This is a genomic window from Streptomyces sp. NPDC031554 (assembly GCF_055580685.1).
The window spans coordinates 257,522-270,744 of record NZ_JBVIKX010000008.1 but is presented as its reverse complement, the minus strand read 5'-3'; the positions used below and the strand labels follow the sequence as shown (position 1 = coordinate 270,744).

The 13,223-nt window shown below is 72.2% G+C and carries 13 protein-coding genes; 9 read left to right on the top strand and 4 right to left on the bottom strand.

The genetic code is table 11. The features are described 5' to 3' along the window. Positions 1-34: 34 nt before the first annotated feature. From ACZ5FU_RS22220 to ACZ5FU_RS22185, 8 genes are all read left to right on the top strand, one after another. Positions 35-598, top strand: coding sequence for an NADPH-dependent FMN reductase (locus tag ACZ5FU_RS22220; RefSeq protein ID WP_451530039.1), 564 nt, complete (start codon positions 35-37; stop codon positions 596-598). A gap of 667 nt (positions 599-1,265) precedes the next feature. Further along, positions 1,266-2,117, top strand: a complete 852-nt coding sequence (locus ACZ5FU_RS22215) for an STAS domain-containing protein (RefSeq protein ID WP_468641903.1) — start codon at positions 1,266-1,268, stop codon at positions 2,115-2,117. After that, entirely contained in the window at positions 2,114-2,485 is a 372-nt protein-coding gene (locus tag ACZ5FU_RS22210) for an STAS domain-containing protein (RefSeq protein ID WP_451530041.1), read from the top strand. Before ACZ5FU_RS22215 ends, ACZ5FU_RS22210 begins: the two co-directional genes overlap by 4 nt. After that, positions 2,482-2,904 (top strand): anti-sigma regulatory factor, encoded by a 423-nt coding sequence (locus ACZ5FU_RS22205; RefSeq protein ID WP_451781574.1) that lies wholly within the window; start codon positions 2,482-2,484, stop codon positions 2,902-2,904. Before ACZ5FU_RS22210 ends, ACZ5FU_RS22205 begins: the two co-directional genes overlap by 4 nt. Next, on the top strand, positions 2,892-3,956 hold the full coding sequence (locus tag ACZ5FU_RS22200; protein WP_468641900.1) for an ATP-binding SpoIIE family protein phosphatase: 1,065 nt from the start codon (positions 2,892-2,894) through the stop codon (positions 3,954-3,956). The genes ACZ5FU_RS22205 and ACZ5FU_RS22200 overlap by 13 nt, the downstream gene beginning before the upstream one ends. A 17-nt stretch (positions 3,957-3,973) precedes the next feature. Beyond that, on the top strand, positions 3,974-5,356 hold the full coding sequence (locus ACZ5FU_RS22195) for a sensor histidine kinase (protein ID WP_468836511.1): 1,383 nt from the start codon (positions 3,974-3,976) through the stop codon (positions 5,354-5,356). Further along, positions 5,353-6,966, top strand: a complete 1,614-nt coding sequence (locus tag ACZ5FU_RS22190; RefSeq protein WP_468836284.1) for a SpoIIE family protein phosphatase — start codon at positions 5,353-5,355, stop codon at positions 6,964-6,966. Before ACZ5FU_RS22195 ends, ACZ5FU_RS22190 begins: the two co-directional genes overlap by 4 nt. Positions 6,967-7,298: 332 nt before the next feature. Next, positions 7,299-8,243: an FkbM family methyltransferase gene (locus ACZ5FU_RS22185; RefSeq protein ID WP_451531388.1), complete on the top strand. Its 945-nt coding sequence runs from the start codon at positions 7,299-7,301 to the stop codon at positions 8,241-8,243. Between the two features lie 203 nt (positions 8,244-8,446). Here the strand turns inward: ACZ5FU_RS22185 and ACZ5FU_RS22180 are convergent, their stop codons facing one another. After that, positions 8,447-9,898, bottom strand: coding sequence for an MFS transporter (locus tag ACZ5FU_RS22180; protein WP_451531382.1), 1,452 nt, complete (start codon positions 9,896-9,898; stop codon positions 8,447-8,449). A 184-nt stretch (positions 9,899-10,082) separates the two neighbouring features. Here ACZ5FU_RS22180 and ACZ5FU_RS22175 point away from each other — a divergent pair, with 184 nt between their 5' ends. Then, positions 10,083-10,565 (top strand): MarR family winged helix-turn-helix transcriptional regulator, encoded by a 483-nt coding sequence (locus ACZ5FU_RS22175; RefSeq protein ID WP_451531383.1) that lies wholly within the window; start codon positions 10,083-10,085, stop codon positions 10,563-10,565. 6 nt (positions 10,566-10,571) lie between these two features. Here the strand turns inward: ACZ5FU_RS22175 and ACZ5FU_RS22170 are convergent, their stop codons facing one another. From ACZ5FU_RS22170 to ACZ5FU_RS22160, 3 genes are all read right to left on the bottom strand, one after another. Then, on the bottom strand, positions 10,572-11,021 hold the full coding sequence (locus tag ACZ5FU_RS22170) for a hypothetical protein (RefSeq protein ID WP_469046362.1): 450 nt from the start codon (positions 11,019-11,021) through the stop codon (positions 10,572-10,574). Between the two features lie 229 nt (positions 11,022-11,250). Further along, entirely contained in the window at positions 11,251-11,634 is a 384-nt protein-coding gene (locus ACZ5FU_RS22165) for a nuclear transport factor 2 family protein (protein WP_451531385.1), read from the bottom strand. Positions 11,635-11,782: 148 nt separating this feature from the next. After that, on the bottom strand, positions 11,783-13,171 hold the full coding sequence (locus ACZ5FU_RS22160) for a glycoside hydrolase family 43 protein (protein ID WP_469046361.1): 1,389 nt from the start codon (positions 13,169-13,171) through the stop codon (positions 11,783-11,785). Positions 13,172-13,223 lie beyond the last annotated feature (52 nt).

The window sequence follows — 13,223 nt, the reverse complement described above, 5'->3', positions numbered from 1 at the left end:
ATCGCTCTGTTTCGGCCCCCCTCAGGAGTAACCCATGTCTGTCCGCATCCTCGCGCTCGTCGGCAGCCTCCGCGCCGGTTCCACCAACCGCCAGCTCGCCGAGGCGGCCGTCAAGGTCGCTCCGGAGGGTGCGCAGGTCGACCTGTACGAAGGCCTGGCCGACATCCCGTTCTACAACGAGGACCTCGACGTCGAGGGCAGCGTCCCGGCCGCCGCCGCCAAGCTGCGTGAGACCGCTCAGGCCGCCGACGCCTTCCTGCTGTTCTCGCCCGAGTACAACGGCACCATCCCCGCCGTCCTGAAGAACGCCATCGACTGGCTGTCCCGCCCGTACGGCGCCGGCGCCTTCGGCGGCAAGCCGGTCGCCGTGGTCGGCACCGCGTTCGGCCAGTTCGGCGGCGTGTGGGCGCAGGACGAGGCCCGCAAGGCCGTGGGCATCGCCGGCGGCAAGGTGATCGAGGACCTCAAGCTCTCCATCCCCGGCTCCCTGACCCGCTTCGCCGAGACCCACCCGGCCGACGACGCCGAGGTCGCCGCGCAGCTGACCGAGGTCGTGGCCCGTCTGCACGGTCACGCGGGCGAGACCGTCGCCGCCTGATCACCTGATCATCTGATCTACCGCCTGACCGCTCGGTCGGCGCTCGACCGCCTCCACCGAGCCGGCGACGCCGACGATCGGCGGATCGGGAAGGGGCCCGGAGTCTCCGGGCCCCTTCCGCTTGTGTCCAGGCGAGTACGCCTCCGCCGTCCGGTCCAGCCCCGCCGGCCTTTCGGCCGCAGGAGCGACGAACCGCTCCAGCCACCCGGACGTCTCCCCCGGGTGCGGGGCGAGGATCACCGTGTCCGCGCCGAGGCCGGTCCCGCGGGCGAGTCGGAGCAGTCCGGGGTGGAGATCGGCACGTGTCCCGCAACGGGTTCACAGCCGTGTGGACCGGTGGAGCCGGGCCAAGGTCCGGGCGACGACCCACCGGGTCCTTCCCGGGCCGGATCCGTGGACGGTGCCCTTGCGCGGGACCTCGTGCGGACGTGGCCGGCCCGCGGCGGACGAGGAGGGGCGACGGGCCGCGCGATCCCGCGAACCCTCAGGCCCGAGATCATCCGGCATCCGCAGAAGTCCGCCGCCCCGCCCACCACCGAGCCCCGCACCGGGCCCGTTCCGAAACGATCAGTCGGTGACGATCTCGCGTGGCTCGGCATCTGATACGTCTCGTAGGATTCCGGGGTCAACCCGTGAACATGATGAGTGAATGTAGGGGAGCGCCTGGATGGCGAAGCAAGAGGGCGTCGTGAATCTGGTGGGGCTCCTGTCCGTCGAAGGTGAGGACCTCGCCGCGACATGGGTGCGGGAGGTGTCGCAGTCACTGGGCCGGCGCGTGAGTACGGCCGAACTCGAGCGTGAGCTGCGCGAGCTGTACGACGCCCTGGTGGAGGCGCTGCGCCAGGGTGCCGTCGATGTGCACTCCGATTCGATGTCCGAGGTGCGAGCGCTGCTGACCGAGCTCTCCAGGAGCAGGGCGCGGAAGGGCTTCTCGCCGACGGAGACGGCCGTCAGCGTCTTCGCCCTGAAGCGCGTCCTCGAGCCGGCTCTGGAGGGTGGTTCGGCCGGCACGGTGCGCGCCTACCTGCAACTCGGCAAGCTCCTGGACGAGCTGGGTCTCTTCACCATCGAGACGTACACGCAGACGCGCGACGCGCTGATCACGGCCCAGGCCGAGCAGCTCCTGGAGCTGTCCACGCCGGTCGTCCGCCTGTGGGACGGCGTCATCGCCGTACCGCTCGTCGGCACGCTGGACTCGGCGCGGACCCAGGTCGTCATGGAAAAACTGCTCCAGGCCCTCGTGGACACCGGCTCGGAACAGGCGATCATCGACATCACGGGCGTTCCCGCGGTGGACACCCAGGTCGCCCAGCACCTCCTCAAGACCATCGTCGCCGCCCGGCTGATGGGCGCCGAGTGCACGGTGTCCGGCATCAGCCCGCAGATCGCGCAGACGATGGTCGCCCTCGGTATCGAGTTCGACGACATCGTCACCAAGGCGAGCCTCGCCGACGCGCTGAAGCTGGCGCTGCGCCGCTCCGGTGTGGACGTGGTCTCCCACGAGGGCGGTCTGCGATGAGCGAGCGCATCCCGATCCTGCGGATCGGGGAGAACCTCGTGGTGTCGGTGCAGTTCGACCTGGAGGACCAGACGGTCCTCAATCTTCAGGAGGACCTCGCCGACCAGATCGTGGCTCACTCCGCCCGCGGTGTGATCATCGACATCAGCGCCCTGGAGATCGTCGACTCGTTCGTGGGCCGGATGCTGGCGACGGTGGCGTCCATCTCACGCATCCTCGACGCCCGGACGGTCGTGGTGGGCATGCGGCCGGCCGTCGCCATCACCCTGGTGGAGCTGGGACTGTCGCTCGGTGGCGTCAGTACGGCTCTGGACCTGGAGAAGGGACTCGCAAAGCTGCGCACGTCCCCCAGTGCGGCACGGCAGTGACGGCGCCCTGGAAGGCCGAAGCAGAGGTACAGCTCCATCCCGTCGAACGGAACGGCGACGTCGTCCACATCCGTCAGGCCATCCGGGCACTCGCCCAGGAGTGCGGCCTCTCCTTGGTCGACCAGACGAAAATGATCACCGCGGCGAGTGAGCTCGCCCGGAACACGCTCATCTACGGTGGCGGGGGCACGGTCAGGGCCGGGGCGGTCGTCAAGGACGGCAGGCGCGGTGTCGGCGCCGTGTTCGAGGATTCGGGGCCGGGGATCCCCGACGTCGACCAGGCGATGACGGACGGCTGGACGTCCGGCGTCGGCATGGGGCTGGGTCTCAGCGGATCCCGCCGCCTGGTCGACGACTTCGACCTTCGTACCGCTCCGGGGCAGGGAACCACGGTGACCATCATCAAGTGGGCGCGGTGAGCGCGGTCACCGTCCTGGACAGCGAGGACGTCGCGTGGTTCCGGGACGACCCCTCGCTGCCGGTCGCGGCCCGCGGCGCCGCGACCACACTCGCACGCCGTCTGGGCCTGGGCAGCCACCGGTCCGCCGAGGTCGCCCTCGCCGTCACCGAGGCCGCCACGAACGTGCAGCGCCACGCGGTGGACGGCGCCCTCCTGCTGCGGATCGTCCGGGCCGGCGGTGCGGCCGGAGTCGAGTTCCTCACCGTCGACTCCGGACCGGGCATGACCGACGTTCCGGCGGCCCTGGCGGACGGGACGTCCACCGCCGGCACCCTCGGCATCGGGCTCGGCGCCGTGTCGCGCCTCGCGGACCACTTCGACCTGCATTCGGTCCCGGGCCGGGGGACGGTCATGAGCGCACAGTTCTGGGCTCGTGACCGCGAGGCCCGCTCCGTCGTCGCGCTCGCGGGCGCGACGAGCACGGCGGGAGTGACGCGGCCCATCAGCGGCGAACAGGTGTGCGGGGACGCGTGGGGCGTCCGCACGGACGGCGACGACGCCGCGGACGGCCACGCCATCGTCGTCATGCTCTGCGACGGGCTGGGGCACGGCCCCCTCGCCGCCCGTGCCGGCGAGGCGGCCCTGCGGGCTTTCCACGGTGCGCGAGACCTCAGCCCGGAGGGCGTACTGAACGCCGTTCACCTGGCCCTTCGCGGTACACGCGGTGGCGCGGTGTCCGTCATGCGGATCGAACCCCGTGCCCGTCGGGTCCTCTTCTGCGGGATCGGCAACGTCAACGGCTACCTCATGGGCGAAGGCTCCCGCCGCACTCTGCTCCCGGCCCCCGGGATCGTCGGATCCCACATGCGCCGCCTGCGGACCTTCGAGGAGCCCCTGCCCGAGCACGGTGCCCTGGTGATGCACTCGGACGGTCTCACCGACCGCTGGGACCACGGCGCGATGCCGGGACTCCTCAGCCATTCACCCCTCGTCGTGGCGGGTCAACTGCTCCGTGAGGCCGGTGTGCGGCGCGACGACGCGAGCGTCGTCGTGGTGAAGGGTGCCTGGTGACCGGCCGTACGGCGGGGATGACGGAGGCGGCGGCCACCTTCCGCCTCTCCTCGGCACAGGAGGTGTTCGGCCTGCGGCGCGTCGCCCAGCAGGCGGCGGCGGCCCTCGCCCTGGACCGCCAGGACCAGGTCCGCCTCGCGACCGCTCTGAGCGAACTGGGACGGGACCGGCTCGGCAGCACCGGGCTGGAGGTCTCCTTCGGTCTGGACACGAAGGAGCGGCCCGGTGCGCTCGTCGTCGCCTTCACCTGGAGTGGCGGCAGGCCGCCGCGTCAGGAGATCCTCGACCTGGTGGCGAGGCTCGTACGGGTCGAGTACCGGGCAGCGGCCCCTTGGAGCCATGTCGTCATCACGCAGCCCCTTCCCGACGACGGCTCGGAACCCGAGGGGCGGCGGGACCGGCTGGCGGGCGCGCTCGACACCGGAACGCCCTCCACCGAGGCGGACGAGCTACGGGCTCAGACCCGTGATCTGATCGCGGCCCTGGACGAGACCAGGGCGCAGCGGGAGGAGCTCCGTCGGCTCAACGACGAGCTGGAGGAGACCAACCAGGGGGTGCTCGCCCTGTACTCGGAGCTGACGAGGGAACTGGAGACCACGAACAGCGGTGTGCTGGCGCTCCACTCCGAGCTGGAGGACAAGCGCCGGCAACTGCAGGAGGCCAGCGAGGCCAAGACGCGGTTCTGGACGAACATCAGCCACGAGCTGCGCACTCCCGTCAACGCCGTCGTCGCCCTTTCGCGCCTCCTGCTCGCCTCCGCCCCCTCGGCTCTCAGCGCGGAGCAGCAGGAGCAGGTGGAACTGATCGCATCCTCCGGCCACACCATGCTCTCTCTCGTCAGTGATCTCCTGGACGTCGCGAAAGCCGAGGCCGGGCATCTGGAGATCCACCCCGAACCCGTGGACGTGCGCCTGACCGTCACGCACCTGTGCGGTCTGCTCGCCGGCCAGGGCGACGACGGGGTTCGTCTCGTCGTGCCGAGCCTGGCCGAGGAACCCGTCCTGGTCACCGACGAGACGCTGCTGGTCCGCATCCTGCGCAACCTCCTGTCCAACGCCATGAAGTTCACCGATCAGGGCGAGGTGCGGCTCGACGTCGAGGCGGACCCCGATCCCGACGTCCCCGCGCTGATCTTCACGATCACCGACACGGGTGTGGGGATCCCGGCCGAGGAGGTCGACCGGGTCTTCGAGGCCTTCTACCAGGTCCGCGGCCCGCACCAGCGGGGAAAACCCGGCACCGGCCTCGGGCTGCCGTACGCCAGGACCCTCGCGGAGCTGCTGGGCGGATCCCTCACCCTCACCAGCACGGTCGGCGCGGGCACCCGCGTCCAGGTCCGTGTACCGGACCTCGGCCGCTCGAGCACGGACGAATCCACGGGGCGAGGAGAGAGACCGTGACCGCCAGAACCCGCGACGTCCAGCCGGCGACCGTCCTCGTCATCGACGACAACGAGACGAACCGCTATGTCCTCACCACCTGGCTCCAGCGTGCGGGACACACGGTGATCGGCGTCGGCACCGGAGAAGAGGGCCTCGCGTACCTGCACACCACGGGGCCGGTCCCCGACATCGCCATCGTCGACGTCCGGCTGCCCGACATGAGTGGATTCGACGTCAGCGAACGCATCAAGCAGGACGCCGCCACGGGGCACCTCCCGGTCATCCAGATCTCCGCCGCCGCCATCAGCCCCGAGGACCACATCGAAGGTCTCAGCCGGGGTGCGGACGCCTACCTCAACCAGCCGCTCGATCCCGGCGAACTCGTCGCCACCGTCGCCGCGACCCTTCGCTACGCACGTGCCCGGCAGAGAGCCGAGAGGCTGGCGCAACGTCTCATCGCACTGAACCAGGTGACGCTCCAGGTCTACAGCGCCACCGAGTTCCCGTCCTTCGCCGCACGTGTCACCGGTGGCACGGCCGAGGTCCTGTCCGGCCCCGCCTCCGCCGTTTTCCTCTCACCGCAGGCACAGGCGGTCCAGGCCGCCGTCGACGGACCGCGGGGAGTCGTCGGCCTCCGTCCCGCGCGTCCCGCCCTCCTGGACGAACTGGCCGCTCTCGGCGATCTGCACCAGGGCACGGGGGTCCGGGTGGTGCGCGTGCCCGGGGAGCGGTGGCGATCCCTGTCGCCGACGGATCACCTGGACGAGGACGTGGCACTCGCCGTTTCCCGTACGAAGCGCGGACGTCCTCCGGTCTGCATCGCCGTGCCGGCGGCGGTCCTGCGGAGCCCCGACGACGAGCAGCTCCTGCAACAGGTGGCCAACACCGGTGCGCTGGCGCTCGAGGCCCTGCGCACCTACAGCGAGGAGCACGCCCTGGGCCTCGCCCTGCAGCGCTCCTTCCTCCCCAAGGGACTGCCTTCGGTCGCCGGTGTCGACCTGGCCGTCCGCTATCTTCCCGCCTCCGAGCACGCCGAGATCGGCGGTGACTTCTACGAGGCGGTGGAGACGGCGGACGGACTGCTCCTCGCCATCGGGGACGTCGTCGGCCACTCGGTCACCGCCGCCACCGTGATGGGCGAGGTGCGCCACGCTCTTCGGGCCTACGCCATCGAAGGACATCCTCCGCACCACATCCTGGAGTCCCTGGAGAGGCTGCTGGGGCAGTCCCAGCCCGGCATCACCGTCACGCTCTGCCTCGTTCTCGTGGACCAGGACGGACGCCGCCTGCACATCGCCAACGCCGGCCACATCCCCCCCGTCGTGATGGAGCCCCGGACCGCCCCCCGCTTCCATCATCCCCACGGCCCTCTCCTGGGCCTCGGCCTGCCGCAACCGGCGCCCACCACAGTGCGGTTGCCGCACGGAGGCCGTCTCCTGATGGTCACCGACGGACTCGTGGAGGTGCGTACGGCTCCTCTCGACACCACGTTGGCCGCGTTTCGCGAAACGGTGGCCGACGGCCCCGAGAGCATCGAAGAGCTGTGCGACCTGCTCCTGGAGCGCTTCGGGCAGAACAAGGACGACGACATCGCCGTGATCGCGGCCTCGTTCAGTCGACCCGGGTGAACGCTCCGCCGGCGTCCCCCTCCGACCGGCTCCCGGCGAGCGGGGGCCGGCGACCGGCCGGGGTCCTCGTCCGTCGCCCGGCGCCCGCGGCGGCCGGCAGGGCCGGAGCGACGACGACCGCACCGACCGTCACGGCGAGCCGGGCCGCCCGGATCACGACCGCGCTCCCCTCCGCGTCCCTCCCCTCCGCGTCCCTCCCCTCCGCGTCCCTCCCCTCCGCCGGTCGGGGAAGACTCCTCCGCCGAAACGATCGGTGAGAAGGCCGTCGGCCGCGAGGGTGAATGTCGTTCAACGCAGGACCGCATCCGGTCCCGTCTGATAGGGCTGGCGGGATGCAGACCTTCTACCGACGACTCCTGCGGCTGATGCCCCGGATCGGCGTCCGGGTGACCGACATCGCCCCGGGGACGGCGCTGGTGTCCCGCTCCGCCGCCCCGCCGACCGTCACCGGTGCCGGCAAGGGCACCTGGATCGTCCGGCGGGCGAAGCCCGGCGCCGCCGCCCCCGCGGACGCCGTCGCCGTCCCGCTCGGCGAGACCGGCGCGCTGCTGTTCCTGGACGGGCCGGCCCGGCACGACGAACGCAAGCTGCAGCTCGCGGCGGCCGAGTACCTGTGCGCCCAGCACGTCGTCGCCATGCTCGCCCTGTACGGCGCGAACTGCGTCTTCGACGTCGGCGCCAACAGCGGCCAGTACGCCCGCCGGCTGCGCCGGCTCGGCTACACCGGGCGGATCGTGTCGTTCGAACCCACCTCGGAGGCGTTCGCCCGGCTGGAGAAGGCCGCGGCGCGGGACCCCGACTGGCACGTGTACCGGTGCGGGCTGGGCCGCGAGGAGACGACCGCCGAGATCCACACCGGCTGGAAGACCATGAACTCCCTGCTGGGGCCCAGCGACTACGGCAAGGACCGGTACAGCCGCTTCCACACCTCCGGCACCGAGGAGATCCGGGTCCGCCGGCTCGACGAGGTGATGGACGAGGCGCTGGCCGGCCTGGCCGATCCGCGCCCCTACCTGAAGATGGACACCCAGGGGTACGACCTGGAGGTGTTCGCCGGGGCCGGGAAGCGGGTCGGGGAGTTCGTCGGCATGCAGTCCGAGGTCGCGGTGCTGCGGCTGTACGAGGGCAGCCCGGGGATGGGCGAGGCCGTCGCGGCGTACGAGGCGGCCGGGTTCGGCATCACGGGCATGTACCCGGTGACCCGCGAGGCGACCACCGGCCGGGTGGTCGAGTTCGACTGCGTGCTGATGCGCGCGGACGCGGCCCCCAGGCCGTAGCCGGCCGCTCCGCGGCGGCGCCGCCGGGTCCCGCGCCCGGCCGGCGGGGCCGCGGGGCGACGCCGCGCTCGGGTGCCGCCCCGCGGCGGGTGCGAAGGCGTGGGACGGCGGGCCCACGCACCCCGCCCGGACGTGTTCCCTAGGGCGTGTTGCGAAAGTCCCGTCTGCCCTTCGGGCAGACGACGCTACTTTCGCAACACGCCTTAGACCTTGGCCTGCTCGGGCTCGGCGGCCGGCCGGGGCTCCCGCGCGTCGGGGTCGGCCGGGCGGGCGGCGGGGATGAGGGACGCGATGGCCGCGGAGACCAGGGCGAGGGCGCCGCCGACCAGGAGCGCGGTGCGGAAGCCGTCCTCGGAGGCGAGGGTGTGACCGCCCAGGGTGGTCGTCATCTGGGCCAGGATCACGCCGATGACGGCGGCGCCGATCGAGGTGCCCAGCGACCGCATGAGGGTGTTGAAACCGTTGGCGGCGGCGGTCTCCGACAGCGGGACCGAACCCATGATGAGGGCGGGCATCGAGCCGTAGGCGAGGCCGACGCCGCTGTTGATGACGATGCCGACGACCATCAGGCCCGAGGCGGAGCCCATCAGTGCCATGGACAGGCCGTAGCCGGCGGCGATGACCAGTGCGCCGCAGACGAGCGTGAACTTCGGGCCGCGGGCGTTGGTGAGTTTCCCGCCGAGCGGGGAGACGAACATCATCATGATGCCGCCGGGGGCCATCCACAGGCCGGCCGCGAGCATGGACTGGCCCAGACCGTAGCCGGTGGCCTCCGGGAACTGCAGGAGCTGCGGCATGACGAGCATGCTCGCGTACATCGCGAAGCCGACGAAGACGGACGCGAGGTTGGTGAGCAGCACCCGCGGGCGGGCGGTGGTGCGCAGGTCGGTCAGCGGGTCGGTGGTGCGCGTCTCCCAGAATCCCCAGGCCACGAAGGTCACGGCGGCGGCGGCGAACAGGCCGAGCGTGACGCCCGAACCCCAGCCCCAGTCGGCGCCCTTGGAGACCGCGAGCAGCAGGGCGACCAGGCCGGCGCCGAGACCGAGCGCGCCGGGCAGGTCGAAGCGCTGCCCCTTGGCGGCGGCGGGCACGTCGGGGATCAGGAACCAGATGAGCAGGGTGACGACGACGGCCATGCCGGCCGAGCCCCAGAACAGGACGCGCCAGTTCGCGTACTGGGCGATCGCCGCGGCGATGGGCAGGCCGAGGCCGCCGCCGATGCCCATGGAGGCGCTGACCAGGGCGATGGAGGAACTGAGCTTCTCCGGCGGGAGGACGTCGCGGAGCAGGGCGATGCCGAGGGGCAGCATGCCCATGCCCATGCCCTGGAGCCCGCGCCCGACGATCATCATGACGACGTCGGAGGCGAGGGCGCACACCACCGAGCCCACGATCAGCGGCACGGCGCACGCCAGGAGCATGCGCCGCTTGCCCAGCAGGTCGCCGAGGCGGCCCACGACCGGCACGCAGACCGCGGCCGCCAGCAGGGTGACCGTGATGACCCAGGCCGCGTTCGAGGACGAGGTGTCGAGGATCTGCGGCAGCTCGGCGATGAGCGGGGTGACCAGCGTCTGCATGATCGCGGCCGTGACGCCGGCGAGGGCGAGCGTGGCGACCACGCCACCCGCGCGGGCCGTGGGCTGGGGGGCGTCCATGGGTGGACTCCTCGTTTTCTCTAGGGGTTCCGGGCGAAGGATGTGCATCATACAGGCCGAATGCATCAACCATGTGATGTGGCAGTTGCATGCGATGTGGTGCCTGCACGGTGATGTGTCAGGATGGAGCGGCCGCCGCCGGGACGCATCACGGGGACGGCCGCACGAACAGGAGGGCCGGGCCATGCGGAGGCCGACGCACGAGGTGGAGTACGAGCAGATGCTGCTCAGCCGCCATACGTTCCTGAGCCGGCGCGGGGGCCGCCGTACGGACGGCGTCCTGGAGCGCAGCGCCTACATCCTGCTGAGCCGGATCCGGGTCCAGGGGCCGATGTCGATCGGGGAGCTGAGCGACGCCTTCGGCCTGGACGCCTCCACCCTGAACCGGCAGACCGCCGCGGCCGTGCGCGCCGGGCTGCTCGACCGCATCCCCGACCCGCAGGGCGGGATGGCCCGCAAGTTCCGGCTGACGGCGGAGGGCGAGCGCCTGCTCGACGAGGAGCGGCGGGGCATCGTCGAGGTCCTGGACCGCGTCATGGGGGACTGGTCGCAGGACGACATCACCGCGTTCGCGTCCTACCTCAGGCGCTTCAACAACGGCATCGAGGCCATCGGCGGCCGCCCGTGGCCGCGCCCGTCCGCGCGGGACGGGACGCCGCGCGGCTGAACCGGGTCAGCGCGGGAGCGCGCCCGTCGCCGGCACCAGCCCGCGCTCCGGGTGGACGCGGTAGCTCGCGGTCCAGGCCACGGGCGGACAGGAGCGGCCGTTGGGACGCTGCTCCGTCAGTGCGGCCGGGACGCGGTCGGACACGAGGACGCGGCCGTCCGCCGCCGAGGTGACGGTGAGCTCCACCGGCACGGTGACGTCCCCGACGTCGTCGGGCAGCCGGACCGACAGCCTCGCGAAGGGGTCGCCGGGGCTCCCCGACGCCCGCCGCGCGCACCGTTCCTCCACGCACACCTGTACGACGGCGGCGTCCGCGCCCCCGAAGTCGGCCGGCGTCCACAGCACGCCGACCGCCGAGTCGGCGTCGGCCTGGGTGCAGGCGGTTCCCCGGCCGGGGAGCGCGCACCCGGACAGCACGACGGCCAGGACCGGCACGGCGAGCAGGCGGCCCCTCACCGCACGCCCCCCCGGCCGCCGCCCCGCCGGCCGCCCCTTCACGAGCCGCCCCTTCACGAGCCGCCCCTTCACGAGCCGTCCGCCCGCGGGCCGCCCGCCCGGCGCCCGCCCGGAACAGCACCGGACGTCGTCCGCCCGGTGCCCCGCCTTCGTGTCCACGGGCCGATGATCTCACCGGCGGGAGGAGGGCCCCGCGCGGGTCACCGGGCGCGGGGGCACCGGCTCCGGGTCACCAGCTCCGGGTCACCGAGCGCAGGGCGATCCAGGAGTCGCGCACGCGGGCGTAGTCCATGGTCAGCTGGAGCCGCCGGTCCTCGTGCGCGCCCTCCGCGGCCGGACGCGTGACCACGCGGCCCACCAGGCGTGCCGTGTCGCCGTCGACCGCGACGGTCACGGTCTTCTCCTCGATCGCCAGCGGGACGAACGTCGCGGCGCACAGGTCCGCCAGCCAGGCGTCCTTCGGCTGCCGGTCGCCCGTGGTCCGCGTCAGGGTGAAACCGTCGTCGAGCAGGGCGTCCAGCGCGGCGGTGTCGCCGTCGGCCATCGCGCGCAGATGGGCCCGGTAGGCGTCGATGACCTCCATGCGGGTGTGCACGTCGGCTGAGGGGTTCATCCGTGCTCCTGTCGTCGTGCCCCGCCTCCGCCGCCGGATCGCCGTCACCGCGCGGACAGGACCGGGGCGTACCTCGGCGCATGCCTGTCAGTGATCATCACGGCTGTCCGGGCCGCCCGGTGCTCGCCGCGCCGCCGGCCGCCTCCGTTCAGGCCCAGGCGGTCACCGGCAGGAAGGAACTGTCCTGGCGGAACAGTTCCGTGCCGTCGGAGCGCTCCACGCGGAGCTGGTAGTCGTAGTGGCGCAGGTGATGGCCGGGGTAGTTGTACGACTCGAAGCGCACGGAGCCGCTCGCGGTGCCGGTGCGGGGGACGAAGGTGGCGTCCCGGGCGAATGCCGGCGTGCCGTCGTTCGCGTCGAAGCGGGCCCGGAAGGAGTAGTGGCGCAGGTACCTGCCGGACGCGTCGCGGAAGGAGCAGCCGTTCGCGTCCGCGAGGCCGGGCACCACCGTGAAGGTGGCCGCCTGCTTCTCGGCGGCCGTGCCGGCCGCGGTCACCACCGGCAGGTCGAGCAGCGAGGACCGCGCCTGCCAGTACCGGGTGGGGTAGTTGACGGAGCGGAAGGAGCGGGTGACGTTGCGGGGCAGGCTCACCCCGCCGGTCACCGTCTCCTTGACGACGCTGAAGTGGCGGGCCGTGCCGGAGATCCCGGACAGGGCCTTGGGCGCGCTCCAGGTGGTGAAGGTGTCGTAGCTGTCGCTGTAGTAGTAGGTGCCGTCGCCGTAGCCGTCGAAGAAGACGCGCCAGCCGCCGTTGTCGAGCTGGACGAGGGCCGGGCCCTCGCGGTAGCTGCCCCAGCCCGCCCAGTCGCCGGTGCGGGAGATGGTGTACGGGCCCGCGAGCCGGCCGGCGGTGGCGTACTCGATGTACTTGGTCGTCTCGTTCTTGGTGAAGGCGTGGTAGGTCGAGCCGATCCTCACCACGAAGGTGTCGATGTGGTTCTCCCCGATGCCGGACAGGGCGACGGGCGCGGTCCAGGCGGTGAGGCTCGCGTCGGTCGCCTTCAGCAGGTAGGGGGTGAACATCCACTCGTCGTCCGTGGTGGAGCAGGACACGATGACGTGGACGCCGCCGTCGCCGTCGACGAACCACTCCGGCGCCCAGGCCCGCGACAGGCCCGCGACGGGGACCGGGTGGTCGTACAGGAACGTCCACGTGAGCCGGTCGGTGCTGCGGGCGAACCCGATGGTGGTGCTGGGGTCCTGCCAGGTGTGCGTGGTGTAGGTCAGGTAGTAGGCGCCGTCGGTGTGCTTGAGGACGCTCGCGTCGCGGATGCGGTTCGCGGGCGGGGTGTAGGCGGCGGACCTGGCGAGGCGGAAGTCGGTGGCGTCGTCCGACTGGTAGACGTTCACCGTGCCGTCGTCGCTGTCGAGGAACGGCACGATGGTGTAGCGGGTGGCCGATCCGCCGGGCGGGGCGGCGGCGAGCGCGGTGCCGGGCAGGCCGGGCGCCCCGGTGAGCGCCAGTGCGGAGACGGGCAGGGCGGCCACCGCGCGCAGCAGGCTGCGGCGGGACGGGGCGGGGCGGCGTGCGGTCATGTGCGGCTCTCTCCCTACGGCCTGGGGCCCACGGCCCACGGTTCGGCATGCC